The sequence below is a fragment of the Methylovorus sp. SPW-M1 genome, from assembly GCF_053848825.1.
In genome coordinates, this window is record NZ_CM132626.1 from 2,720,209 (window position 1) to 2,743,961 (window position 23,753).

At 51.5% G+C, this 23,753-nt stretch carries 25 protein-coding genes and 5 tRNA genes; 1 reads left to right on the plus strand and 29 read right to left on the minus strand.

Going from position 1 to position 23,753, the window contains the following annotated elements; translation table 11 throughout:
• Positions 1-99: 99 nt before the first annotated feature.
• From rpoC to ACWWD9_RS12960, 20 genes are all read right to left on the minus strand, one after another.
• The gene (gene rpoC, locus ACWWD9_RS12865) at positions 100-4,338 is read right to left on the minus strand and encodes a DNA-directed RNA polymerase subunit beta' (RefSeq protein ID WP_455867241.1); all 4,239 of its coding nucleotides are present in this window, start codon (positions 4,336-4,338) and stop codon (positions 100-102) included.
• Between the two features lie 11 nt (positions 4,339-4,349).
• A complete protein-coding gene (gene rpoB / locus ACWWD9_RS12870; RefSeq protein ID WP_013441123.1) occupies positions 4,350-8,522 on the minus strand; it encodes a DNA-directed RNA polymerase subunit beta in 4,173 nt (1,390 codons plus the stop codon).
• 125 nt (positions 8,523-8,647) lie between these two features.
• Positions 8,648-9,028, minus strand: a complete 381-nt coding sequence (gene rplL, locus ACWWD9_RS12875; RefSeq protein ID WP_013441122.1) for a 50S ribosomal protein L7/L12 — start codon at positions 9,026-9,028, stop codon at positions 8,648-8,650.
• A 29-nt stretch (positions 9,029-9,057) separates the two neighbouring features.
• Positions 9,058-9,582: a 50S ribosomal protein L10 gene (gene rplJ / locus ACWWD9_RS12880; RefSeq protein WP_015829258.1), complete on the minus strand. Its 525-nt coding sequence runs from the start codon at positions 9,580-9,582 to the stop codon at positions 9,058-9,060.
• A gap of 258 nt (positions 9,583-9,840) precedes the next feature.
• On the minus strand, positions 9,841-10,533 hold the full coding sequence (rplA, locus tag ACWWD9_RS12885; protein ID WP_015829257.1) for a 50S ribosomal protein L1: 693 nt from the start codon (positions 10,531-10,533) through the stop codon (positions 9,841-9,843).
• Complete coding sequence (rplK, locus tag ACWWD9_RS12890) at positions 10,534-10,965, minus strand: 50S ribosomal protein L11 (protein ID WP_013441119.1); 432 nt, start codon at positions 10,963-10,965, stop codon at positions 10,534-10,536.
• Between the two features lie 127 nt (positions 10,966-11,092).
• Complete coding sequence (gene nusG / locus ACWWD9_RS12895) at positions 11,093-11,629, minus strand: transcription termination/antitermination protein NusG (RefSeq protein ID WP_013441118.1); 537 nt, start codon at positions 11,627-11,629, stop codon at positions 11,093-11,095.
• 1 nt (position 11,630) lies between these two features.
• Positions 11,631-11,996, minus strand: a complete 366-nt coding sequence (gene secE, locus ACWWD9_RS12900; RefSeq protein WP_255348597.1) for a preprotein translocase subunit SecE — start codon at positions 11,994-11,996, stop codon at positions 11,631-11,633.
• Between the two features lie 7 nt (positions 11,997-12,003).
• Positions 12,004-12,079, minus strand: a tRNA-Trp gene (locus tag ACWWD9_RS12905).
• 68 nt (positions 12,080-12,147) lie between these two features.
• A complete protein-coding gene (tuf, locus tag ACWWD9_RS12910) occupies positions 12,148-13,338 on the minus strand; it encodes an elongation factor Tu (protein WP_013441116.1) in 1,191 nt (396 codons plus the stop codon).
• A 38-nt stretch (positions 13,339-13,376) separates the two neighbouring features.
• Positions 13,377-13,451, minus strand: a tRNA-Thr gene (locus tag ACWWD9_RS12915).
• 24 nt (positions 13,452-13,475) lie between these two features.
• A tRNA-Gly gene (locus tag ACWWD9_RS12920) sits at positions 13,476-13,551 on the minus strand.
• A 40-nt stretch (positions 13,552-13,591) separates the two neighbouring features.
• A tRNA-Tyr gene (locus ACWWD9_RS12925) sits at positions 13,592-13,676 on the minus strand.
• 62 nt (positions 13,677-13,738) lie between these two features.
• Positions 13,739-13,814 (minus strand) — tRNA-Thr (locus tag ACWWD9_RS12930).
• Between the two features lie 11 nt (positions 13,815-13,825).
• Positions 13,826-14,245, minus strand: coding sequence for a ClpXP protease specificity-enhancing factor (locus ACWWD9_RS12935; protein ID WP_013441115.1), 420 nt, complete (start codon positions 14,243-14,245; stop codon positions 13,826-13,828).
• A 4-nt stretch (positions 14,246-14,249) separates the two neighbouring features.
• A complete protein-coding gene (locus tag ACWWD9_RS12940; RefSeq protein WP_013441114.1) occupies positions 14,250-14,849 on the minus strand; it encodes a glutathione S-transferase N-terminal domain-containing protein in 600 nt (199 codons plus the stop codon).
• Positions 14,850-14,917: 68 nt separating this feature from the next.
• Positions 14,918-15,652 (minus strand): cytochrome c1, encoded by a 735-nt coding sequence (locus tag ACWWD9_RS12945; RefSeq protein WP_455867242.1) that lies wholly within the window; start codon positions 15,650-15,652, stop codon positions 14,918-14,920.
• A complete protein-coding gene (locus ACWWD9_RS12950) occupies positions 15,652-16,935 on the minus strand; it encodes a cytochrome b (protein WP_455867243.1) in 1,284 nt (427 codons plus the stop codon). Before ACWWD9_RS12950 ends, ACWWD9_RS12945 begins: the two co-directional genes overlap by 1 nt.
• Before the next feature lie 2 nt (positions 16,936-16,937).
• On the minus strand, positions 16,938-17,534 hold the full coding sequence (petA, locus tag ACWWD9_RS12955; protein WP_013441111.1) for a ubiquinol-cytochrome c reductase iron-sulfur subunit: 597 nt from the start codon (positions 17,532-17,534) through the stop codon (positions 16,938-16,940).
• A 96-nt stretch (positions 17,535-17,630) separates the two neighbouring features.
• The gene (locus ACWWD9_RS12960) at positions 17,631-18,377 is read right to left on the minus strand and encodes a Nif3-like dinuclear metal center hexameric protein (protein ID WP_455867244.1); all 747 of its coding nucleotides are present in this window, start codon (positions 18,375-18,377) and stop codon (positions 17,631-17,633) included.
• 37 nt (positions 18,378-18,414) lie between these two features.
• Between ACWWD9_RS12960 and ACWWD9_RS12965 the strand changes: the two genes are divergently transcribed.
• Entirely contained in the window at positions 18,415-19,569 is a 1,155-nt protein-coding gene (locus ACWWD9_RS12965; RefSeq protein WP_455867245.1) for a Do family serine endopeptidase, read from the plus strand.
• A gap of 33 nt (positions 19,570-19,602) precedes the next feature.
• Here the strand turns inward: ACWWD9_RS12965 and ACWWD9_RS12970 are convergent, their stop codons facing one another.
• From ACWWD9_RS12970 to hisA, 9 genes are all read right to left on the minus strand, one after another.
• Positions 19,603-19,725 (minus strand): DUF3149 domain-containing protein, encoded by a 123-nt coding sequence (locus ACWWD9_RS12970; RefSeq protein ID WP_013441107.1) that lies wholly within the window; start codon positions 19,723-19,725, stop codon positions 19,603-19,605.
• 145 nt (positions 19,726-19,870) lie between these two features.
• Positions 19,871-20,599 carry a twin-arginine translocase subunit TatC gene (tatC, locus tag ACWWD9_RS12975; RefSeq protein WP_013441106.1) on the minus strand — a complete coding sequence of 243 codons (729 nt, stop codon included), beginning with the start codon at positions 20,597-20,599 and terminating at the stop codon, positions 19,871-19,873.
• Positions 20,596-20,952: a Sec-independent protein translocase protein TatB gene (tatB, locus tag ACWWD9_RS12980; RefSeq protein ID WP_455867246.1), complete on the minus strand. Its 357-nt coding sequence runs from the start codon at positions 20,950-20,952 to the stop codon at positions 20,596-20,598. The genes tatC and tatB overlap by 4 nt, the downstream gene beginning before the upstream one ends.
• Positions 20,953-20,967: 15 nt before the next feature.
• The gene (tatA, locus tag ACWWD9_RS12985; RefSeq protein WP_013441104.1) at positions 20,968-21,186 is read right to left on the minus strand and encodes a Sec-independent protein translocase subunit TatA; all 219 of its coding nucleotides are present in this window, start codon (positions 21,184-21,186) and stop codon (positions 20,968-20,970) included.
• A 23-nt stretch (positions 21,187-21,209) separates the two neighbouring features.
• Positions 21,210-21,548 (minus strand): histidine triad nucleotide-binding protein, encoded by a 339-nt coding sequence (locus ACWWD9_RS12990; RefSeq protein WP_455867247.1) that lies wholly within the window; start codon positions 21,546-21,548, stop codon positions 21,210-21,212.
• A 6-nt stretch (positions 21,549-21,554) separates the two neighbouring features.
• Complete coding sequence (locus tag ACWWD9_RS12995) at positions 21,555-21,872, minus strand: phosphoribosyl-ATP diphosphatase (protein WP_015829251.1); 318 nt, start codon at positions 21,870-21,872, stop codon at positions 21,555-21,557.
• The gene (hisI, locus tag ACWWD9_RS13000) at positions 21,865-22,257 is read right to left on the minus strand and encodes a phosphoribosyl-AMP cyclohydrolase (RefSeq protein WP_013441101.1); all 393 of its coding nucleotides are present in this window, start codon (positions 22,255-22,257) and stop codon (positions 21,865-21,867) included. Before hisI ends, ACWWD9_RS12995 begins: the two co-directional genes overlap by 8 nt.
• Positions 22,254-23,012, minus strand: a complete 759-nt coding sequence (gene hisF, locus ACWWD9_RS13005; RefSeq protein WP_013441100.1) for an imidazole glycerol phosphate synthase subunit HisF — start codon at positions 23,010-23,012, stop codon at positions 22,254-22,256. Before hisF ends, hisI begins: the two co-directional genes overlap by 4 nt.
• Positions 23,009-23,749: a 1-(5-phosphoribosyl)-5-[(5-phosphoribosylamino)methylideneamino]imidazole-4-carboxamide isomerase gene (hisA, locus tag ACWWD9_RS13010; protein ID WP_013441099.1), complete on the minus strand. Its 741-nt coding sequence runs from the start codon at positions 23,747-23,749 to the stop codon at positions 23,009-23,011. The genes hisF and hisA overlap by 4 nt, the downstream gene beginning before the upstream one ends.
• Positions 23,750-23,753: the final 4 nt, after the last annotated feature.

Below are 23,753 nucleotides of genomic sequence, written 5' to 3' on the forward strand. Positions count from 1 at the left end.
CCTTTAAATTTGTTAGCTCGCTAAAAATTACGGGACGGCGACAAGCGCCATCCCGGAAAACATAGCATTTTATTTAGCGTTCAATAGGTTGTCAAGCAACTATATATTTCCAGCGGCTTCTTCTGCTGGTGTTTGCTGCGGTTCAACTTCAATAATCGCTTCCTCGATAACGGCTGGTGCTGCATCCACCCCGGCCGATTGACGCTTGCGTGTTTCGTGATATGCGAGCCCTGTACCTGCAGGAATCAGACGGCCAACAATCACATTTTCTTTCAGACCGCGCAGTTCGTCGCGCTTGCCAAGGATTGCAGCCTCGGTAAGTACGCGTGTCGTTTCCTGGAAGGAAGCGGCAGAAATGAACGAATCTGTCGACAGCGATGCCTTGGTAATACCCAGCAAGACAAACTCATAGCTGGCTGGACGCTTGTCTTCTGCAATGACGCGTTCGTTTTCCGACAACACATCCGCACGCTCAACCTGTTCACCCATGATGAAGTTGGTATCGCCAGCATCGGTGATACGTACACGACGCAACATCTGACGCACAATAACTTCGATGTGCTTGTCATTGATCTTAACGCCTTGCAGACGATACACATCCTGCACTTCATCGATGATGTAGCGGGCCAATGCCTCACGACCTTGCAGACGGAGGATATCCTGCGGATCTGCCGGACCGTCAACAATGCTTTCACCCTTAGTCACGACTTGACCGTCATGCGCCGTCACGTGCTTGTCCTTAGGAATCAGGAACTCATGGGATACACCATCCAGGTCGGTGAAGACCAGACGTTGCTTGCCCTTGGTGTCCTTACCGAAGGAAACAGTACCGGTAACTTCCGCCAGCATGCCAGCATCTTTAGGTGAACGTGCTTCAAACAGTTCGGCAACGCGTGGCAGACCCCCGGTAATATCACGAGTCTTGGAAGACTCTTGCGGGATACGCGCCAGTACTTCACCCACGCCTACTTCCTGGCCATCCTTCACGGTAATGATGCAACCCAGCTGGAATGTCACGTTAACAGAGGCATCGCCACCGGCAACCTTGACTTCAACACCATTGGCATCAAGCAACTTCACCTGCGGACGCAAGCCCTTGGATTGACCAGCACGCTGCTTAGGATCAATGACCACCAGGGAGGACAAACCAGTGACTTCATCTACCTGCTTGGCAACGGTCACACCTTCTTCGACGTTTTCAAACTTCACTCGACCAGCGTATTCCGTAATGATCGGGCGAGTATGCGGATCCCAGGTAGCCAGAGCCTGACCAGCCTTCACTTGCTTGCCATCTGTCACTTGCAGCGTCGCACCATAAGGCACTTTATGACGCTCGCGCTCACGACCATTTTCGTCGTGAATCACGGCTTCACCGTTACGCGAAATCACCACTTGCTCATTACGGGCATTGGTCACATAACGCATGGTTGAAGTGAAGCTGACAATACCGTTCGACTTGCTTTCTACCTGACTGATAGAAGCCGCACGCGATACCGCACCACCGATGTGGAAAGTACGCATGGTCAGCTGAGTACCAGGCTCACCAATAGATTGTGCCGCGATCACACCGACAGCTTCGCCGATATTGATCAGCTTGCCGCGACCCAAGTCACGACCGTAGCATTTAGCGCAAATACCATAGCGTGTATCGCAAGTCAGCGCAGTACGCACCTTGACTTCATCAATGCCCAGGGCATCGATATGCTCAACTTCATCTTCGGTCAGCAGTGTGCCAGCAGGGTAAACCACTTCCTGATTTTCAGGATTGATCACATCCAGTGCGGCTACGCGACCCAGAATACGGTCATGCAATGGCTCAACTACTTCACCACCCTTGACCAGCGCTTTGGTGACCAGGCCTTCCGTCGTGCCGCAATCCAGCTCAGTCACCACCAGATCCTGCGTAACGTCCACCAGACGACGCGTCAGGTAACCGGAGTTCGCTGTTTTCAGCGCGGTATCTGCCAGACCCTTACGGGCACCGTGGGTTGAAATAAAGTATTGCAACACGTTCAAGCCATCACGGAAGTTGGCGGTAATCGGTGTCTCAATGATGGAGCCATCCGGTTTCGCCATCAGACCGCGCATACCGGCCAGCTGACGCACCTGCGCTGCAGAGCCCCGGGCGCCGGAGTCAGCCATCATGTAAATCGCGTTAAACGACTCTTGCTTGATGACCTTGCCATTTTCATCCTTGGCAGCATCGCCATTGGCGTCCAGCACGGTTTCTTCGCGCAGTTGCTTCATCATGGCGTCAGCGACCTTATCGCCGGCACGACCCCAGATATCCACCACCTTGTTATAACGCTCACCCTGAGTCACCAGACCAGAAACATACTGGTCTTCGATTTCCTTGACTTCAGATTCGGCAGCCGCAATCAACTGTTCTTTCTCAGGCGGTACCAGCATGTCGTTGATGCTGATAGAAATACCAGCACGCGTCGCATAGCTGTAACCGGTGTACATCAGCTTGTCCGCAAAAATAACGGTTTCGCGGATGCCCACCTTACGGAAGCTGGCATTGATCAGCTTGGAAATTTCTTTTTTCTTCAGTGCCTTGTCAATCACGCTGAATGGCAGGCCAGCTGGCAGAATTTCGGACAGCAGGGCACGGCCAACCGTGGTTTCGTAACGGGTGATCTTTTCGCGCTTCTGACCATCGACTTCCATATCGAATTCGCGGATACGCACAGTGATACGTGCGTGCAAATCGATCAGACCGCCATCGTACACACGTTGAACTTCAGCAACGTTGGCGAAGCGCATGCCTTCGCCGCGTGCGGCTTTTTTCTCGCGGGTCATGTAGTACAGACCCAGCACGATATCCTGCGAAGGCACAATAATTGGTTCGCCGTTGGCTGGAGACAGCACGTTGTTGGATGCCAGCATCAGTGTGCGGGCTTCCATTTGCGCTTCCAGGCTCAAAGGCACGTGAACCGCCATTTGGTCACCGTCAAAGTCGGCGTTAAACGCGGCGCAGACCAGAGGGTGCAATTGAATGGCCTTGCCTTCAATCAGCACAGGTTCAAATGCCTGAATACCCAAACGGTGCAGCGTAGGTGCACGGTTCAGCAAGACCGGATGCTCGCGAATCACGTCTTCCAGGATATCCCAGACTTCTGGACCTTCCTCTTCAACCTTCTTCTTGGCGGCCTTGATAGTCGTGGCCAGACCCAATACTTCCAGCTTGTGGAAAATGAATGGCTTGAACAGTTCCAGCGCCATCTTCTTCGGCAGACCGCACTGATGCAGCTTGAGCTGTGGACCCACCACGATCACGGAACGACCGGAGTAGTCCACGCGCTTACCCAGCAAGTTCTGACGGAAACGACCGCCCTTACCCTTGATCATGTCGGCCAGTGACTTCAGAGGACGCTTGTTGGCGCCTGTCATGACCTTGCCGCGACGACCGTTGTCCAGCAACGAGTCAACCGCCTCCTGCAGCATGCGCTTTTCGTTACGCACGATGATTTCAGGGGCCTTCAGTTCCAGCAGGCGCTTCAGACGGTTATTACGGTTAATCACGCGACGATACAGATCGTTCAGATCGGAAGTAGCGAAACGGCCGCCATCCAAAGGAACCAGCGGACGCAGTTCTGGTGGCAGCACAGGCAGCACTTCCAGAATCATCCACTCAGGCTTAATGCCAGACTTCTGGAATGCTTCCAGAACCTTCAGACGCTTGGCGATTTTCTTGATCTTGGCTTCGGAACCGGTTTCGCCCAGTTCACGACGCAGCTTTTCAATTTCCGTGTGCACATCCATGGTACGCAAGAGTTCGCGCACAGCTTCAGCACCCATCACGGCATTGAATTCATCGCCGTGCTCTTCTACCTTGGCCAGGTAGTCGTCTTCCGTCAGCAATTGACCACGTGTCAGCGGGGTCATGCCTGGATCAATCACGATATATGCTTCGAAGTACAGCACGCGCTCGATATCGCGCAAGGCAATATCCAGCACCATGCCCAAACGGCTTGGCAAGGACTTCAGGAACCAGATATGGGCTACCGGTGAAGCCAGCTCGATGTGAGCCATGCGTTCACGACGCACCTTGGACAAGGTGACTTCAACGCCGCATTTTTCGCAGATAACACCGCGATGCTTCAGGCGTTTGTACTTGCCGCACAAGCATTCATAGTCCTTGATCGGGCCAAAAATCTTGGCGCAGAACAGACCATCACGCTCTGGCTTGAACGTACGATAGTTGATGGTTTCTGGCTTTTTAACTTCGCCATAGGACCAGGAGCGGATTTTTTCAGGAGAAGCCAGCGCGATCTTGATCGCATCAAATTCTTCTTCCTGTGTTACCTGCTTAAATAAGTCTAATAGAGCTTTCACGCGGATTCTCCTTAATTACGGTCCAGGTCAATATCGATAGCGAGCGAGCGAATTTCCTTCACCAGCACGTTGAACGACTCCGGCATGCCGGCATCGATCTTGTGCTCGCCCTTGACGATGTTCTCGTAGACCTTGGTACGGCCGGATACGTCATCCGACTTAACCGTGAGCATTTCCTGCAGGGTGTACGAAGCACCATAGGCTTCCAGTGCCCAAACTTCCATTTCACCGAAGCGCTGACCACCAAACTGCGCCTTACCGCCCAATGGCTGCTGAGTAACCAGCGAGTATGGACCAGTAGAACGTGCATGCATCTTGTCATCTACCAAGTGATGCAGCTTCAGTACGTGCATGTAGCCAACCGTCACTGGACGCTCGAATGGCTCACCGGAACGGCCGTCAATCAGCTTGACCTGGGTCTTGCCAGCCGCAAACTGCAGCTGCTGTGTGCGGGCATCATCATCTGGGAATGCCAGATCCAGCATGTCGCGGATGTCCTGCTCGGTTGCACCGTCAAACACTGGCGTTGCAAATGGCACACCGCGTTCCAGATTGCGGGCAAGTTCGAATACTTCTTCGTCGGTCAGCGACTTGATGTCTTCTTTCTTGCCGTTGCTGTTGTTGTAAATCTGGTCGATGAACTTACGGATTTCATTGGCCTTGGTTTCTGCCTGCAGCATTGCACCAATACGCATGCCCAAGCCTTTGGCAGCCCAACCCAGGTGAACTTCCAGAATCTGACCGATGTTCATCCGTGAAGGCACGCCCAGCGGGTTCAGCACGATATCCATAGGGGTACCGTCTGCCATGTGTGGCATATCTTCTACTGGCACAATCTTGGAAACCACACCCTTGTTACCGTGACGGCCGGCCATCTTGTCGCCAGGCTGAATACGACGCTTAACAGCCAGGTAAACCTTGACCATTTTCTGCACGCCTGGAGGCAACTCGTCGCCCTGAGTCAGCTTGCGCTTCTTCTCTTCGAACTTGCTGTCAAACTCAACGCGGGCTTGTGCCAGACTGTCCTTCAGCTGCTCAAGTTGGCGGGCAGCTTCTTCGTCAGACAGGCGAATATCAAACCAGTCATAACGACCAATGCTTTCCAAATACTCAGCGGTCAGGGTCTCACCCTTCTTCAGCTTGTTAGGACCACCTGTGGCTACCTTGCCTTCGATCAGACGACGGATACGACCGAATGCATCGTCTTCCACAATACGCATCTGGTCAGCCAGATCCTGCTTGTAGTGACCCAGCTGATCATCAATGATCTGCTGTGCACGCGTGTCGCGATCAATGCCTTCACGGGTGAAGACTTGTACGTCGATAACGGTACCTGACATGCCGGAAGGCACGCGCAGGGAAGTATCTTTAACATCAGAAGCCTTCTCACCGAAGATGGCGCGCAGCAGCTTTTCTTCTGGTGTCAGCTGGGTTTCACCCTTAGGTGTTACCTTGCCGACCAGCACGTCGCCTGCTTCCACTTCCGCACCGATGTAGATGATGCCGGACTCATCCAGACGACCAAGCATGCGCTCGGACAGGTTGGAGATGTCACGTGTAATTTCTTCTGCACCCAGCTTGGTATCACGGGCAACCACGGACAATTCTTCGATATGGATCGATGTATAACGGTCATCTGCCACAACGCGCTCGGAGATCAGAATCGAGTCTTCGAAGTTGTAACCATTCCATGGCATAAAGGCGACCAGCATGTTCTGGCCCAGTGCCAATTCACCCATGTCGGTAGATGCGCCGTCGGCAATCACGTCACCGCGAGCCAGCACGTCACCAATCTTGACCAGCGGTCGCTGGTTGATGTTGGTGTTCTGGTTGGAACGGGTGTACTTGATCAGGTTGTAAATGTCCACGCCGACTTCGCCAGCAGCCGCTTCGGCATCATGCACACGCACCACGATACGACCAGAGTCCACGTAATCCACGATACCACCGCGGCGGGCTTGTACAGTCGTGCCGGAGTCTACCGCTACGGTACGCTCAATGCCGGTACCCACGATCGCTTTTTCAGCACGCAGACATGGTACTGCCTGACGTTGCATGTTGGCGCCCATCAATGCGCGGTTGGCGTCATCGTGCTCCAGGAACGGAATCAGGGAAGCCGCTACCGAGACAATCTGACCAGGAGCCACGTCCATGTATTGCACGCGATCAGGCTGTGCCATGGTGAATTCATTGTGGTACCGGGCAGAGATCAGCTCTTCCTTGAACTGGCCATTCTTATCCAGCTCAGAGTTAGCCTGGGCGATCATGTATTGGCTTTCCTCAATCGCAGAGAGGAAGTCAATCTTGTCACTTACCTTGTTCCCATCAACACGACGGTAAGGCGTTTCCAGGAAACCATACTGATTGGTGCGTGAGTACAGCGCCAAGGAGTTGATCAGACCAATGTTTGGACCTTCAGGCGTTTCAATCGGACATACACGGCCGTAATGGGTCGAATGTACGTCACGCACTTCAAAGCCAGCACGTTCACGGGTCAAGCCGCCTGGGCCCAGAGCAGAAACACGACGCTTGTGGGTAATTTCCGACAGCGGGTTGGTTTGATCCATAAACTGGGAAAGCTGAGACGAACCGAAGAACTCACGGATCGCGCTCGACACCGGCTTGGCATTGATCAGATCGTGCGGCATCAGGTTGTCAGATTCAGCTTGTGACAAACGTTCCTTGACGGCGCGCTCAACGCGAACCAGCCCGGCACGGAATTGATTTTCGGCCAATTCACCAACGGAACGGATACGACGATTACCCAGATGGTCAATATCGTCGATTTCGCCACGGCCATTGCGCAATTCAACCAGAACTGCAATAACAGCCAGAATATCTTCGTTGGAGAGAACCGGAGCACCTTCAGCACCACGTGCACCTGATTTTTCATAGAAGCGACGCAACCAGGCAGCAGTGCGCTCTTCAATCTTTTCAGGGAATGCACGACGGTTGAATTTCATGCGACCAACGGTCGACAGGTCATAGCGCTCTTCATTGAAGAACAGGCCATCGAACAGGGCTTCTACAGCATCTTCAGTAGGTGGCTCACCAGGACGCATCATGCGATAGATCGCAACGCGTGCGCTGTATTGGTCAGGGATTTCATCAATGCGCAAGGTTTGCGAAATGTAATCACCATGATCGAGGTCATTGGCATACAGAGTATTAATCTTGCCAACCTTGGCTTCACGCAACTTTTCAAGCAAAGACTCGGTGATTTCGTCGTTGGCATTCGCCACAACTTCACCGGTTTCCTTGTCGATAATGCCGGAGCTTAATGCACGGCCGAGTACAAACTCTTCAGGCACATTGATCTTGCTGATGCCAGCTTTTTCCATGTCGCGGATATGCTTGACGGTAATGCGCTTATCCTTGGCGACAATGACATTGCCACTGCCGTCGATGATGTCGAACTTGGCGACTTCACCGCGCAGGCGCTCGGGCAACAGTTCAAACTGCACACCCTTGGCGCTGATATGGAACGTGTCCAGATCGTAGAACGTTTCCAGAATCTGCTCTGGCGTAAAGCCCAGGGCTTTCAGCAGAATGGTCACTGGCATCTTGCGACGACGGTCAACGCGGAAATACAGGTAGTCCTTTGGATCAAACTCAAAGTCGAGCCAGGAACCACGGTAAGGGATGATACGAGCCGAGAACAGCAGTTTGCCCGAGCTATGGGTTTTACCGCGATCATGCTCGAAGAATACGCCAGGGCTACGATGCAACTGGGACACGATAACGCGCTCAGTGCCGTTGATAACAAACGAGCCATTCTCCGTCATCAGGGGCAGTTCGCCCATGTAGACTTCCTGCTCCTTGACTTCCTTCACGGTAGGCTTGGAAGCTTCTTTATCCATGATTGTTAGGCGGACCTTTACGCGCAAAGGTGCGGCGTAGGTCAGGCCACGTTGCTGGCATTCCTTGACGTCAAAAGGCTCTTGACCCAAGGTATAGCTGACGTAATCCAGACGGGCATTGCCGGAATGGCTAACAATAGGGAAAACCGAGTTGAACGTGGCTTGCAATCCTGCATTTTCACGCTTGTCGACGGGCACATTAGCCTGCAGGAAAGCCGCATACGACTCCAATTGCATGGCGAGCAGGTAAGGTACTTCCTGCACGCTTTCACGCTTGGCAAAACTTTTACGTATACGTTTTTTCTCGGTAAAGGAATAGCTCATAGCATCTCCTGAGAGGGGGTAGAAGGTAGAAAACAGAGTGCTAAAAATAACCCTCTGTTTTATATCTTCTTAAAATGGTGAAGGCTGACGGTCTCCCGTCAGCCTGTGCACCACAGTATTGCTTATTACTTAACTTCGGCCTTAGCGCCAGCTTCTTCCAGCTTCTTGGCGGCAGCATCGGCATCAGCCTTGGATACGCCTTCCTTAACAGCCTTAGGAGCACCGTCAACCAGGTCCTTAGCTTCCTTCAGACCCAGGGAAGTCAGTTCGCGAACAGCCTTAATAACGTTCACTTTGTTGTCGCCAGCGGAAACCAGAATTACGTCGAATTCAGTTTTCTCTTCAGCGGCAGCAGCGCCGCCTGCAGCAGGAGCTGCAGCAACAGCTACAGCAGCAGCTGCAGCGGATACACCAAACTTCTCTTCCAGATCCTTGATCAGTTCGGACAGTTCCAGAACGGTCAACGACGCGATTGCGTCAAGAATTTCTGCTTTAGATAATGCCATTTGTAATACTCCTGATAATTTGATTTTGATTAAGCTGCTTGTTTCTGGTCACGTACTGCAGCCAGACCGCGCGCAAACTTCGTAGGTACTTCATTAAGCGTACGTACAAAAGTGGCGATCGGGGCTTGCATGGTGCCCAGCAACTTGGCCAGCAACTCTTCACGGCTAGGCAACGACGCCAGGGCTTGAACTGCTTTCGCATCCATGACCTGGTTAGGCATTGCACCTGCCTTGATAACGAACTTGTCGTTGGCTTTGGCGAAATCACTCAATACCTTTGCCGCGGCAACTGGATCGGTAGAAATACCGAATACCAGAGGGCCGACCATTGCGTCAGCAAGACCGGAAAACGGGGTGCCATCAACAGCACGACGCACCAGCGTATTCTTCAGAACACGCAGATACACACCGGATTTTCTGGCTTGTGCACGCAGTTGGGTCATATCCCCTACTTCAATGCCACGATACTCAGCAAGAATGATTGCCTGTGCCGTTGCGACTTGCTCGCTGACCTCAGCAACCACTGCCTTTTTCTGCTCAAGATTAAGACTCAAGGTCTTCTCCTTCCGTTAATTAAGCATTTGCAGTTGCCCGCAAACACCTTCCCACGGCGACCTTTCATCAGGAATACACATTGTGTTGATATCCTGTTTCGGGTAACGCCATCTGCGTAGGATAGACAAGCCACCAACTTAAGCCTGCCCCGATTAAATCTCTTGCGAGATTCCTACGGTCTTTGATAACCCTGTGACGAATGTTCCCGCCACAGGCCCAAAGTTCTTTTAATGCCAGCCAGGCTGGCAAGTTTTACATTAAGCGATGCTGGACTGATCAACACGCACACCAGCACCCATGGTGCTGGAAACCGAGACCTTCTTCAGGTAAACACCCTTGGAAGATGCTGGCTTGGCTTTGTTCAAAGCATCAACCAGTGCAGCCAAGTTGGCTTGCAGAGCGTCAACACCGAAAGAGGCACGACCGATAGTGCAATGCACGATACCGCCCTTGTCTGTACGATATTGGACTTGACCTGCCTTGGAATTCTTGACTGCAGTAGCCACGTCAGGAGTAACCGTACCAACCTTGGGGTTAGGCATCAGGCCACGTGGACCGAGCACTTGACCCAGAGCACCCACGATACGCATAGCATCAGGAGTCGCAATTGCAACGTCAAAGTCGAGCATGCCGCCCTTAACTTGTTCAGCCAGATCTTCAAAACCAACAATATCTGCACCTGCGGCTTTGGCTGCTTCAGCAGCGGCGCCTTGGGCAAATACAGCCACGCGCTTGGTCTTACCAGTGCCGTGTGGCAATACAAGAGCGCCACGAACCAGTTGGTCAGATTTACGTGCATCAATACCCAGATTGATAACAGCGTCTACCGACTCATCAAACTTGGCGGTTGCAGTTTCTTTTACCAGAGTCAGGGCTTCGGTGGCTGCGTAAACTTTATTACGGTCAACCTTGGCACGCAGAGCCTGCAAACGTTTAGAAATGTTAGCCATTTACACACCCTCCACTTCAATACCCATGCTGCGTGCGCTACCTGCAATGGTACGAACAGCCGCATCCAGATCACCTGCTGTCAAGTCAGGTGCTTTAGTCTTAGCAATCTCTTCGGCTTGAGCGCGAGTGATCTTGCCAACCTTATCGGTATGAGGACGGGGGGAACCCTTATCAATCTTCGCTGCCTTCTTGATCAGAATGGTAGCGGGAGGGGTCTTCATTACGAAGGTGAAGCTCTTGTCCGCGAATGCAGTGATGACCACTGGAATTGGCAGACCTGGCTCCAGACTCTGCGTAGCAGCATTGAATGCCTTGCAGAATTCCATGATATTCAAACCACGCTGACCCAGTGCTGGACCAACTGGTGGACTAGGATTGGCTTTGCCTGCAGGAATCTGCAGCTTGATATAGCCGACAACTTTCTTTGCCATTTTAAACTCCTCAATGGGTACAAGCGCTTTAGTTACAAAGCTCCCCGTCAATAAATGCAGCTCACGCTACAGCCACTGCGTCATTTTTAAAGACGCAAACAGGCCTGCCAAAGGCAAGCCTGAAATCTTAAACTTCTTTTTCTACCTGATCGAAATCAAGCTCTACTGGGGTGGCACGTCCGAAGATTACGACAGAGACACGCAACTTGCTCTTTTCGTAGTTAATGTCTTCAACATTGCCAGAAAAATCTTTAAAGGGTCCGTCAATAACTCGTACTGACTCACCTTTTTCGAAGGTAAGCTTCTGGGTGGGGTTACTCTTACTCTCATCCATACGCTGAAGGATAATCTCAACTTCCTTATCCTTGATCGGGGTAGGCTTGAGAGCTGTACCACCGATAAACGCTGTCACTCGCGGAGTGCTCTTAACCAAATGCCAGGTATCGTCGTTCATCTGCATTTGAACCAACACATACCCAGGGTAAAGCTTGCGCTCACTAATGGCCTTCTGGCCATTTTTCATCTCAATCACTTCTTCAACAGGGACGAGAATCTGACCAAACATATCCTGCAAATCTGAACGAGCAATACGCTCTTCCAGACCACGCTGAACGGATTTTTCAAAGCCAGAAAAGGCTTGCACTGCATACCATCGCATACTCATCTTAGGCGCCCCTTCCCATCAGCATTTTCACACCCCACAAAAAGCCAATGTCAACCAGCCATAGAAAGACCGCCATCACCATTACCAGCACAAAGACTGCAACGGTAGTCTGTATTGTCTCTTTACGCGTTGGCCAAACGACGCGACGTGCTTCAGCAGCTGAATCTTGCACAAACGCAAAAGCCTCACGCCCCAAAGGCGTGGACCAGAAAACAACGACAGCAGCAATAATCCCGGCCAATACAGCCAGGATTCGCACAACCAGCGCATGCTCAGACAGCAAATAAAAGCCTGCCACGCCTGCAGCGACAAGTATCAAAGCAAGCACAAGCTTAATTTTATCAATCATATATGTTGCGCACTTAATGTTGTAATGGCAGGCCAGGAGGGTCTCGAACCCCCAACCCTCGGTTTTGGAGACCGATACTCTGCCAATTGAGCTACTGGCCTAAAACTCTGGAGAACGCACAAGGGCTGCAACGATGGACATCGCGCAGCCCCAGTCAGATCAGAAACGATTACTCAATAATTTTCGCGACGACGCCGGCACCAACGGTACGGCCACCTTCACGAATAGCAAAGCGCAGACCGTCTTCCATCGCGATCGGGGCAATCAGTGCCACCGTGATGGATACGTTGTCGCCTGGCATTACCATTTCGGTACCAGCTGGCAGCTCTACTGCACCAGTTACGTCAGTGGTACGGAAGTAAAACTGTGGACGGTAGCCATTGAAGAATGGGGTGTGACGGCCGCCTTCATCCTTGCCCAGCACGTAGATTTCTGCGCTGAACTTGGTGTGTGGCTTGATCGAACCGGTCTTGGCCAATACTTGACCACGCTCAACTTCTTCACGCTTGGTACCACGCAGCAGTACGCCAACGTTGTCGCCTGCTTGACCTTGGTCCAGCAGCTTGCGGAACATTTCTACGCCGGTGCAGGTGGTCTTCAGGGTTGGCTTGATACCAACGATTTCGATTTCATCACCAACCTTCACAATACCACGCTCGATACGACCAGTTACCACAGTACCGCGACCAGAGATGGAGAATACGTCTTCCACTGGCATCAGGAAGGTGCCGTCAACAGCACGCTCTGGGGTTGGGATGTAGCTGTCCAGCGCATCTGCCAAACGGAAGATGGCAGGTTCGCCGATTTCGGATTGGTCGCCTTCCAGTGCCTTCAGGGCGGAACCCTTGATCACAGGGATGTCATCGCCTGGGAAGTCGTACTTGGAGAGCAGTTCGCGGATTTCCATTTCAACCAGCTCAAGCAGCTCAGCATCATCAACCATGTCAGCTTTGTTCATGAACACGACGATGTAAGGTACGCCAACCTGACGGGCCAGCAGGATGTGCTCACGCGTTTGTGGCATAGGGCCGTCAGCAGCGGAACAGACCAGAATCGCGCCGTCCATCTGCGCAGCACCGGTAATCATGTTCTTAACATAGTCGGCGTGGCCTGGGCAGTCTACGTGAGCGTAGTGGCGAGTTGCAGTTTCGTATTCAACGTGCGCTGTGTTGATGGTAATACCACGTGCCTTTTCTTCTGGCGCTGCATCGATCTGGTCGTATGCCTTGGCTTCACCACCAAACTTCTTCGACAGAATTGTCGTGATCGCCGCTGTCAGCGTCGTCTTACCATGGTCAACGTGACCAATCGTGCCTACGTTGACGTGCGGCTTCGTCCGCTCAAATTTACCTTTTGCCATTACCGTTTCCTTTAACCGACTTTATCAAGTTAATGAAGTGGTGCCCATGGCGGGAATCGGACCCGCGACCTCTCCCTTACCAAGGGAGTGCTCTACCACTGAGCCACATGGGCGCTTTACTAAATTCTTACTTAAACTGGAGCGGGCGACGAGGTTCGAACTCGCGACATCTTGCTTGGAAGGCAAGTGCTCTACCAACTGAGCTACACCCGCGCGCCTCGCCAGTTATCAACGCTGGCTCCAACTTTAAATTTGGTGGAGGGGGAAGGATTCGAACCTTCGTACTCTGAGAGAACGGATTTACAGTCCGTCGCCTTTAACCACTCGGCCACCCCTCCAAACCGAACCCGAGATTATGCTGACAATTTCACGTACTGTCAAACCCTAACTGGGCGGTAACTGGTGCCGGATGTCGGAATCGAACTGACGACCTTCGCATTACAAGTGCGCTGCTCTGCCAACTGAGCTAATCCGGCGTAAAACTTATTTAATCTTTTTTGACCAACGTCAGAGAAGGCTTTTTTACTTCTTTAGGCGCCTGAGGCTTTTCAACAGCTTCAGACTGACTTACCTGATCAGGTTTATCCTCAACAGGCTCAGCCTCAAAAAACATGCCCTGACTATTTTCGCGAGCGAAGATACCACGAACCGCGCCAATTGGCACGTAAATATTTTGCGAAGCACCAGAAAATCTTGCCGAAAAACTGATTGCAGTGTTATCAATCACCAAGTCCTTGGTGGCTGAATAATTGATATTTAACACTATTTCGCCATTCTTTACGTATGCCATTGGCACTCGGGTATTTTCATCCACCGCCACTAGCAAATGTGGCGTAAATCCATTGTCTACGCACCACTCATGCACGGCGCGTATCAGGTAGGGCTTAGTGGATGAAACATTTTCCATGACCTTACTTCCGCATTGCTTTTTCGGAAGGGGTCATCGCCTCGATGTAAGCCGGGCGAGAGAATATACGTTCTGCGTACTTAAGTAAAGGTGCAGCTTGCTTGGGCAGCTCAATTCCATAATGTCCAAGACGCCATAAGAGCGGTGCAATGGCCACATCCAGCATGGAAAATTCGTCGCCCAGAATATATTCCTGGCGGCTGAACAAAGGCACGATCTGCGTCAGATTGTCTCGAATAATCAAGCGCGCCTTATCAGCCAGCTTCTGATTGCCAGACTCAATATCTTTGATATGACTAAACAACTGCTCTTCAAAGTTGTGAAGAAACAATCTGGCACGTGCTCGCATGACAGGGTCAGCGGGCATAAGCTGAGGATGAGGAAAACGCTCGTCTATATATTCATTGATGATGTTTGCTTGCTGCAGCACCAAATCACGTTCAACGAGGACAGGGACTTCATTGTGCGGATTGATTACGGCCAGATCTTCTGGCTTGTTGGCAAGATCCACGTCGATCACTTGGAAATCCATGCCTTTTTCAAATAGCACAATGCGGCAGCGGTGGCTGTATGGATCAGTAGTTCCAGAATACAAAGTCATCATGATGTTGTTTCCTTACAAAACAAAAAAGCGGGATTGCCCGCAAAGGCAATCCCGCCTTGAATAGAACGTTAGTGTATATCTTTCCAGAATTCTTTTTTCAGATAGTACGCGACGATGAAAAGCAAACCCAGGAACAGGATCACGATTAATCCCAATTGCAGACGCAGACCTTTAGCAGGCTCGCTCATGAATACCAGGTAATTCACCAGGTCAGCGACCATCGCGTCATACTGAGCAGGCTCAAGCACGCCTGGCTTGGTCAGCACCAGCGCATGCTTCTCGACCTCGTGACCGTGCTCATCCACTGTTTTCTGAACCTTGAGGGTTTGCTCACCTTGCAACTGCCATAGCACGTGAGGCATAGCCACTTTGTCATAGACAGTATTATTCCAGCCTGTCGGACGAGTATCGTCACGATAGAAGCCTCTCAAGTAGCTGTACAGCCAGTCAGGTCCGTTTGCATATGCACGCGCCTGCACCGAGAGATCCGGAGGTGTTGCTCCAAACCAGGATTTGGCATCGCGCTTAGGCATGGTGACAGTCATCGTGTCGCCCACCTTCTCACCAGCAAACATCAGGTTTGATTTGATTTCAGCATCGCTCAAACCAATGTCTTTAAGCCGGTTGTACCGCATATAGGCAGCGCTGTGACAGCTCAGGCAGTAGTTTACAAATGTCCTGGCGCCACGCTGCAGCGAAGCCTGATTATTGGGATCGATAGGCGCATGATCAAGATGCACGCTCTCATTTGCCATCACCAAGGCAGGCAATAACAGGCCGACCAACAATAATACCTTTTTCATTATCCTGTTACCCTTTCTGGAACTGGCTTGGTCTTATCGATGCTGGTATACCAAGGCATCAAGATAAAGAACAGAAAGTAAACTGCAGTGAAAATTCTAGCTACAACCGTCGCACGGTCCGCACCGCCCACGATGAATGTTGAAGGATCAAACACGCCCCAGACATTCGAGGGCTCGGTACCCAGATAACCCAGAATCAAAAAGCTCACTACAAACAATGCCAGCCACACCTTGTAGATAGGACCGCGATAGCGTATCGACTTCACGGGACTACGATCCAGCCAAGGCAGCAAGGCGAAAATCACGACAGACAGACCCATAGCAGCAACGCCAGGGAACTGCGAATTCATGATGGGCGGCACCGCACGCAAAATAGAGTAGTAAGGCGTGAAATACCAAACAGGCGCAATATGCGCTGGTGTTTTTAATGGGTCGGCCGGAATGAAGTTATTTGCTTCCAGGAAGTAGCCGCCCATTTCCGGCGCAAAGAAGATAATGGCCGAAAACACGATCAGGAAAACTGACACGCCGACAATATCCTTCACCGTGTAATACGGATGGAAAGGAATACCGTCCAATGGGATACCGGTTTCAGGATCCTTTTGCTTCTTGATTTCAACACCGTCCGGGTTGTTAGAGCCCACCTCATGCAGAGCAATGATATGCGCAGCCACCAAACCAAGCAGCACCAACGGAAGAGCAATTACGTGGAACGCGAAGAACCGGTTAAGGGTCGCGTCAGACACCATGTAATCACCGCGCAGCCAAAGTGAAATATCTGGCCCAACAAACGGGATAGAGGTAAACAGATTGATAATCACCTGAGCACCCCAGTAGGACATCTGCCCCCATGGCAACAGATAGCCGAAGAATGCCTCACCCATCAGCGCAAGGAAAATACCTACACCGAACAGCCATATCAGCTCACGAGGATTCCGGTAAGACCCGTAGATCAGACCACGGAACATATGCAGGTAGACCACCACGAAGAACATGGAAGCCCCGGTTGAGTGCATGTAGCGAATCAACCAGCCCCAGGAAACGTCACGCATGATGTACTCCACCGAAGCAAAGGCGAGCTCTGCATCAGGCTTGTAATTCATCGTGAGGAAAATGCCAGTAACGATCTGCAACACCAGCACCAACAGTGCCAATGAACCGAAGAAATACCAGAAGTTGAAGTTCTTGGGAGCGTAATACTCTGAGAGGTGAGCTTTCCAGTTGGCCGTCAATGGAAAACGGTCATCTACCCACCCGAGCAAACCAGTTAAATATTTTTGCATGATTACGCGGCCCCCTTGTCGTCTTCACCAATCAACAGCAGATTGTCGTTGAGGTATTTGTGTGGAGGCACCACCAGATTGATAGGTGCGGGAGAGCCTTTGAATACACGACCCGCCAGATCAAAACGGGAACCATGGCAAGGACAGAAAAAACCGCCCGGCCAATCTGCGCCCATTTCGTTACCAGCTTGTAATTTGGGAGATGGTGAACAGCCCAGGTGAGTACATATACCCACCAGCACCATCAAATTCGACTTGATCGAACGTGAAGCATTCTGGCAATACGCAGGCTGCTGCGTGGTGACTTCCAGCTTGGGATCAGACAATTTGTCATCATGCTGGGTCAATGCGGCCATCATTTCCTGGCTACGATTGATCAGCCATACTGGCTTACCGCGCCACTCGACGGTGATCATGGCGCCCGACTCGATCTTGCTGATATCAGCCTCGACTGGAGCACCCGCTGCCTTTGCTCGCTCGCTTGGCAACATACTTGTAATAAAAGGAACTGCAACAGCCGCGGCCGCCACACCTCCCACTGCGGTAGTCGCTGCGATTAAAAAGCGCCGCTTCCCCTGATCCACTTGTTGATTCGCCATCACATTCCCTTAAATTTAATGCGACTTGCTCTAATACAGTTAATTAGCGCGCCATTTTACAGCGTTCAGAGAAAAACTTAAACCTAAAACCGCGGCTTATACAGGGTTATTGATTTCGATGTAGTGATGCTCCAGATTGAATCGATTTTGGAGATGTGCGCCCAAGGCCTGAATGCCATAACGCTCCGTCGCGTGATGTCCCGCCCCAATATAAACTACCCCGGCCTCATTAGCGAGATGCAAGTTTTGCTCCGACACCTCCCCACTGATATACGCGTCTACGCCTAATGCAATTGCTTGCTCCATATAACCTTGCGCACCGCCTGTACACCACGCCACCTTCTGAATCGGTTTCTCACCAGGCCCCAACAATATCGCCTCGCGGTCCAACATGCTGGATATATGCTGCCGCAACATGCTACCCGTCATCTCAACCGCAATTCTACCGTAGGCAATCAGGTCCTGCTCCCCGGTCCAACCATCGACAACAAATCCCAATCGTCTCGCCAGTTGTGCGTTGTTTCCCAATTCCTGATGGGCGTCCAGAGGAAGATGATAGGCTGCCAATGACATCCCGCTTTCCAACAGGAGCTTGATACGTTTTTGCTTTATTCCCACGATTCGCGCATCTTCGTTGCGCCAGAAATATCCGTGATGCACCATCACCAGATCGGCCCCCTGCTCTCTGGCCGCCTCCAGCAGCGAAAGCGATGCCGTTACACCTGTCACCACGCGCGCGACTTCAGAGCGCCCCTCCACTTGCAGCCCATTTGGGCAATAATCCTTGAACCGCGCTACCTGAAGAATTTGTCCGGTATAATCTAACAACTCATTCAATTTCATTTTTCTGCATCCATTTTCGGAAAAACTCATTTAGATCATGCGCAAACTTTGGCTCATTTTTGCACAGACTGTCACCATCAGTCTCGCTGTCATTTTTGTCGCTCAACAATTTTATCCAGATTTGTTCACTCCCAGCGCCAAACCGCTGGTCGTCAATGAGGCACCTGCCACCCCAGCCTCCTCCATACCGCCCGGGTCTTACAGTGTTGCCGCAAAGAAGGCCATGCCTTCCGTTGTTAACATTTTTACCAGCAAAAAAGCTGAGGCAAATCCATCTCAACCTTTCATGGATGATCCGCTTTTCCGTCATTTTTTTGGTGATCAGCAGGATGAGCAACCACAACGTGAGAACAGCCTGGGATCTGGTGTTATCGTCAGTACCCAAGGACTGATCCTGACCAATCACCACGTCATTGAATCTGCGGATGAAATCGAAGTCGCACTGGCTGATGGCAGAACAGTATCGGCACGCGTCGTTGGCACAGACCCCGAGACAGATTTGGCCGTGCTTAAAGTAGACGTAAAGAATCTGCCCGCGATTACGTTTGCCAAAGCGGATCAGATTAATGTTGGCGATGTGGTGCTGGCGATTGGCAATCCGTTTGGAGTCGGGCAAACCGTGACGCAAGGCATTATTAGCGCGGTTGGCCGCAGCCACCTGGGCATTAATACTTTTGAGAACTTCATTCAGACCGATGCGCCGATTAACCCGGGCAACTCCGGAGGGGCATTGATAGACACAGATGGCAATCTGGTTGGTGTCAACAGCGCCATCTACTCCCGCAGTGGCGGGTCAATGGGGATTGGTTTTGCCATTCCTGTCAGCCTCGCCAAACAGGTTATGGAACAGATCATTCGTCAAGGCAGTGTAACGCGTGGCTGGATTGGCATTGAGGCTCAAGACATCACACCAGAACTGGCGGAGTCTTTCCGCCTGAAAGAGGTGCGTGGCTCACTGATTGCCGGCATATTGCGCGACAGCCCTGCCGAGCGAGCCGGCTTGAGACCCGGAGATATTCTTCTGGAGATTGATGGGCGTCAGGTTCAAGACAGTTCCAGCATGCTGAACCTGATCTCCAGTTTGAAGCCCAACAAGAAAGCCATACTGAAAATCTCGCGCGACCAGAAAGAATTTTCAGTGCCTGTTCTTATTGGCAAGCGCCCGCGTCCAACTGTCGTTCCTTCCGAGTAAGTCCCGGGCAGCAAGCCCGGGAATATCCGCGCCTTATTTGGCGCGGTTCGCATTGACCACGCAATACCCTACCCAATAGCTGACTACCACGATCGTCAGCACTATCGTCATGATGGAAGCAATTCCAACCCAGGATCCAAACAGTACTTTAAGCATTTCAATCTCCTTTACCCTGTCATTGTTATAGGCAAATTGATCTTACGCCTGGCAAAAAACTTTTTAAAGACCTTTCTTTAAATATGGTTAAATAACCATGAATAAATTATGGTCGTATGCATTTTTGCAACGCTAAGGTAAAAAACTAATCAGCTTGAGTAGTACGAACGCGCAGAAATCCTGCGACAAGAATGCCGGCCTCGTATAGCAACCACAGAGGGACAGCCAGCATGACCTGGGATATGACATCAGGAGGGGTGAAAATGGCGCCAATGACAAAGGCTCCGACAATGACATAGGAACGTATATCTTTGAGCGTCTCAATATTGACCAGGCCAAAATATACCAATAACACGACAGCCACCGGCACTTCAAAGGCAATACCGAACGCCATGAAAAGCGTGATAACAAAGTCAAGATAGTTGCCGATATCGGTCATCACGGCGACACCCTCAGGCGCTGTGCCGGCAATAAAGCCAAACACGACCGGGAACACCAGAAAATAAGCAAAACACATCCCGGCGAAGAACAAGAGCGTGCTCGCCACGACCAGTGGCGCCATGAATCGCCGCTCATGGGTGTAAAGCCCAGGTGCAATAAATGACCAGACTTGATAAAGGGTGTGTGGCAGAGAGATAACAAATGCCGCCAGCATCGCCACTTTCATGGGCACAAAGAAAGGCGTGGTAACGGCTGTAGCAATCATTTGTCCGCCAGCCGGCAAATGACTCAATAATGGCTGAGCCAATAGCGTATAAATTTTATTGGCAAAAGGGAATAAGCCGATAAATACCAGCACCACTCCGATGACAATACGCAACAACCGGTTGCGCAACTCAATCAGATGCGAAATAAAGGTATCCGTCGTCGTCACTGTGGCTTGTGGGTGTCAGGTTGTACTGGGGGAGTAACGGCCTCGGGTGATGACTCAGGAGGAGGAATCATACTTTTTTCGACCTCCTTGAGCTGCTCATTGGCGCGAGACTGAAATTGATGCATATCTGCCTGAAGACGATCAGCCCCCTGCTTGATTTCCTGCTGCAACTTCTGCAAATCCTGAAATTGGAGCTCACGATCAATATCAGACTTTACATTGGCAACATAGCGTTGCAACCTGCCTGCGAGTAACCCCAATGTCCGTGCCACCTTGGGTAATTTTTCCGGGCCGATCACAATCAAGGCAACTACGCCAATTACTAGCAGTTCGGAAAAAGCAATATCGAACACGGGCAGATGGCCGCTTTACTGCTTGGATTTCTGGGTCACTTCGCCTTCGACCGTATTGCTGGTTCCGCGATCATCCAGACTGCCCGGCTTTTGCGCGCCTTCATTCATGGCATCCTTGAAGTTTTTCACGGCGCCACCGACATCACTGCCCATATTGCGTAGCTTCTTGGTACCAAAAATCAGTACCACGATAACCAGCACGATCAACCAATGCCAAATACTGAATGAACCCATTTCAACTCTCCTGAATTTTAGCGCTAAGTTTTTGGCAGGGTAGTGCCGCCGCCAAAAACATGAACATGAATATGGAATACCTCTTGGCCACCTTCTCGCCCGGTATTGATCATGGTACGAAAGCCAGCAAGACCTTGTTCTTTGGCCAGCTTGGGGGCCAACAGCAACATTTTTCCCAGCAATGCCTGATGAGATGCGTCGCAGCCGGCCAATGATTCTATGTGCGCGCGCGGAACAATAAGAAAATGAACGGGGGCCAGAGGATTAATATCCTTGAATACCACCACGTCGTCATCTGCATAAATCTGGGTGGACGGAATGGCACCCGCGACAATTTTGCAAAAAATACAATCAGCACTCATTCCATGCTACTCCTTGCGTTGGGCTTTTTCTACCAGCCCGGAGAGGCCTTCGCGGCGGGCAAGCTCATCCAGCACATCCTGAGGCTCAAGCCCGGCATGCGCCAGCATGATCAAGGTATGAAACCAGAGATCGGCGGTTTCATAAATGATTTCATCCTTGTTGCCACCCTTGCCGGCAATGATGGTCTCCGCGGCCTCTTCGCCTACTTTCTTCAGGATACTATCCATACCCTTGGCATACAGCTTGGCCACATAGGAGGCTGCCGGATCAGCTTGTTTACGCTGTTCCAGCAACTCGCCCAATCGGTTAAGTACATCACTCACGGTGGTAAATATCCCCAGGATTTTTGATAACGGGCTGGTCTATCACCCATTCAGTATCTGTCAGCTTCTGGAAAAAACAATTATGCCGCCCAGTATGGCAGGCAATGCCGCCCACCTGTTCGACACTGATGAGTACCACATCTTCATCGCAATCAAGGCGAATCTCATGCACTTTTTGCACATGACCGGATTCCTCACCCTTATGCCAGAGACGGTTGCGCGAACGTGACCAATAAACAGCCTGCCCGGTTTCGGCAGTCAGGCGCAAGGCTTCGCGATTCATCCATGCGAACATCAGCACTTTGTTACTACCGACCTCTTGGGCAATAACTGGCACCAAGCCATCCGCTGTCCATTGCACTTTATCCAGCCATGCTACGCTCACAATCGCACCTCTATGCCATGGTCACGCATGTATTCTTTTGCCTGGCGTACTGTAAATTCACCATAGTGGAAAATACTAGCTGCCAGCACAGCGTCAGCGCCGCCCTCTTGTACACCTTCAACAAGGTGCAATAGATTGCCCACACCTCCCGAAGCAATGATAGGGACACTGACCGCATCGCTGATCGCGCGATTCAAGGGCAGGTTAAAACCGATTTTGGTGCCATCGCGGTCCATACTGGTCACCAGCAATTCACCAGCACCAAGCGCAACCATTTTCTTTGCCCACTCAACAGCATCAAGTCCCGTGGCTTTTCTGCCACCGTGGGTAAACACTTCCCAATGATCGCCCACCTGCTTGGCATCAATCGCCACCACAATGCATTGCGAACCAAAGCGTCCTGCCGCGTCTGCCACCAATTGCGGATTGGTGACAGCGGAAGTGTTGATACTGACTTTATCGGCCCCGGCGTTCAACAAGCGGCGAACATCGTCGACTTCGCGCACTCCACCGCCCACCGTCAATGGAATGAAAACCTGGGAAGCGACTTGCTCGATAATATTGAGAATTAAGCCCCGGTTGTCCGAACTGGCCGTGATATCCAGGAAAGTAAGCTCATCTGCGCCCTGATCATCATAGCGTTTGGCAATCTCAACCGGATCACCCGCATCGCGCAGCTCCAGGAAATTCACGCCCTTGACCACACGACCATCGGTCACGTCCAGGCAGGGAATAATGCGCTTGGCCAGGCTCATCCGTTCAGCTCGTCTGCCAATGCTTGTGCGGCAGCAAAATCCAGCGTGCCTTCATAAATGGCGCGGCCGGTAATGGCTCCCATGATGCCTTCACTTTCCACGGCACACAGCTTGTGCACATCTTCAAGATTGGTAATGCCGCCACTGGCAATGACCGGAATGGTCAGCGCTCGCGCCAATGCCACGGTTGCTTCAATGTTCACCCCGCTCAGCATGCCATCGCGACCGATATCGGTATACACCACGGCTTCCACGCCATACCCTTCAAATTTCTGTGCCAGATCAATCACGTCATGCCCGGTGAGTTTGGACCAGCCATCTACCGCCACCTTGCCATCCTTGGCATCAAGACCAACCATGATCTGACCAGGGAAGGCATAGCATGCCTCATGTAAAAACCCCGGATTTTTAACAGCAGCTGTGCCAATGATGACGTAATCGATACCATCGTCCAAATAACGCTCAATGGTCTCAAGATCACGGATACCACCGCCGAGCTGAATAGGTATTTCTCCACCAACCGCATCCACAATGGCTTTGATCGCGCCTTCATTCACGGGCTTTCCTGCAAATGCCCCATTAAGGTCCACCAGATGCAGACGTTTGCCGCCCTTATCTACCCAATGGCGCGCCATGGCACCCGGATCCTCGGAAAACACGGTAGCGTCTTCCATAAGGCCTTGTTTGAGTCGTACACAGTGACCGTCTTTCAGGTCGATGGCAGGAATAATCAGCATATTT

What these genes read in the sequence shown, in the direction of transcription:
- ACWWD9_RS12965 (WP_455867245.1), top strand. Translation starts at nt 18,415, where the DNA reads ATGCGCAAACTTTGGCTCATTTTTGCACAGACTGTCACCATCAGTCTC.
- hisF (WP_013441100.1), bottom strand. Translation starts at nt 23,012, where the DNA reads ATGAGCCTGGCCAAGCGCATTATTCCCTGCCTGGACGTGACCGATGGT.
- petA (WP_013441111.1), bottom strand. Translation starts at nt 17,534, where the DNA reads ATGGCGAATCAACAAGTGGATCAGGGGAAGCGGCGCTTTTTAATCGCA.
- rpoB (WP_013441123.1), bottom strand. Translation starts at nt 8,522, where the DNA reads ATGAGCTATTCCTTTACCGAGAAAAAACGTATACGTAAAAGTTTTGCC.
- ACWWD9_RS12970 (WP_013441107.1), bottom strand. Translation starts at nt 19,725, where the DNA reads ATGCTTAAAGTACTGTTTGGATCCTGGGTTGGAATTGCTTCCATCATG.
- ACWWD9_RS12940 (WP_013441114.1), bottom strand. Translation starts at nt 14,849, where the DNA reads ATGATGACTTTGTATTCTGGAACTACTGATCCATACAGCCACCGCTGC.
- tuf (WP_013441116.1), bottom strand. Translation starts at nt 13,338, where the DNA reads ATGGCAAAAGGTAAATTTGAGCGGACGAAGCCGCACGTCAACGTAGGC.
- rplK (WP_013441119.1), bottom strand. Translation starts at nt 10,965, where the DNA reads ATGGCAAAGAAAGTTGTCGGCTATATCAAGCTGCAGATTCCTGCAGGC.
- ACWWD9_RS12950 (WP_455867243.1), bottom strand. Translation starts at nt 16,935, where the DNA reads ATGCAAAAATATTTAACTGGTTTGCTCGGGTGGGTAGATGACCGTTTT.
- hisA (WP_013441099.1), bottom strand. Translation starts at nt 23,749, where the DNA reads ATGCTGATTATTCCTGCCATCGACCTGAAAGACGGTCACTGTGTACGA.
- ACWWD9_RS12935 (WP_013441115.1), bottom strand. Translation starts at nt 14,245, where the DNA reads ATGGAAAATGTTTCATCCACTAAGCCCTACCTGATACGCGCCGTGCAT.
- ACWWD9_RS12960 (WP_455867244.1), bottom strand. Translation starts at nt 18,377, where the DNA reads ATGAAATTGAATGAGTTGTTAGATTATACCGGACAAATTCTTCAGGTA.
- rplL (WP_013441122.1), bottom strand. Translation starts at nt 9,028, where the DNA reads ATGGCATTATCTAAAGCAGAAATTCTTGACGCAATCGCGTCGTTGACC.
- ACWWD9_RS12945 (WP_455867242.1), bottom strand. Translation starts at nt 15,652, where the DNA reads ATGAAAAAGGTATTATTGTTGGTCGGCCTGTTATTGCCTGCCTTGGTG.
- tatA (WP_013441104.1), bottom strand. Translation starts at nt 21,186, where the DNA reads ATGGGTTCATTCAGTATTTGGCATTGGTTGATCGTGCTGGTTATCGTG.
- nusG (WP_013441118.1), bottom strand. Translation starts at nt 11,629, where the DNA reads ATGAGTATGCGATGGTATGCAGTGCAAGCCTTTTCTGGCTTTGAAAAA.
- ACWWD9_RS12990 (WP_455867247.1), bottom strand. Translation starts at nt 21,548, where the DNA reads ATGAGTGCTGATTGTATTTTTTGCAAAATTGTCGCGGGTGCCATTCCG.
- rplA (WP_015829257.1), bottom strand. Translation starts at nt 10,533, where the DNA reads ATGGCTAACATTTCTAAACGTTTGCAGGCTCTGCGTGCCAAGGTTGAC.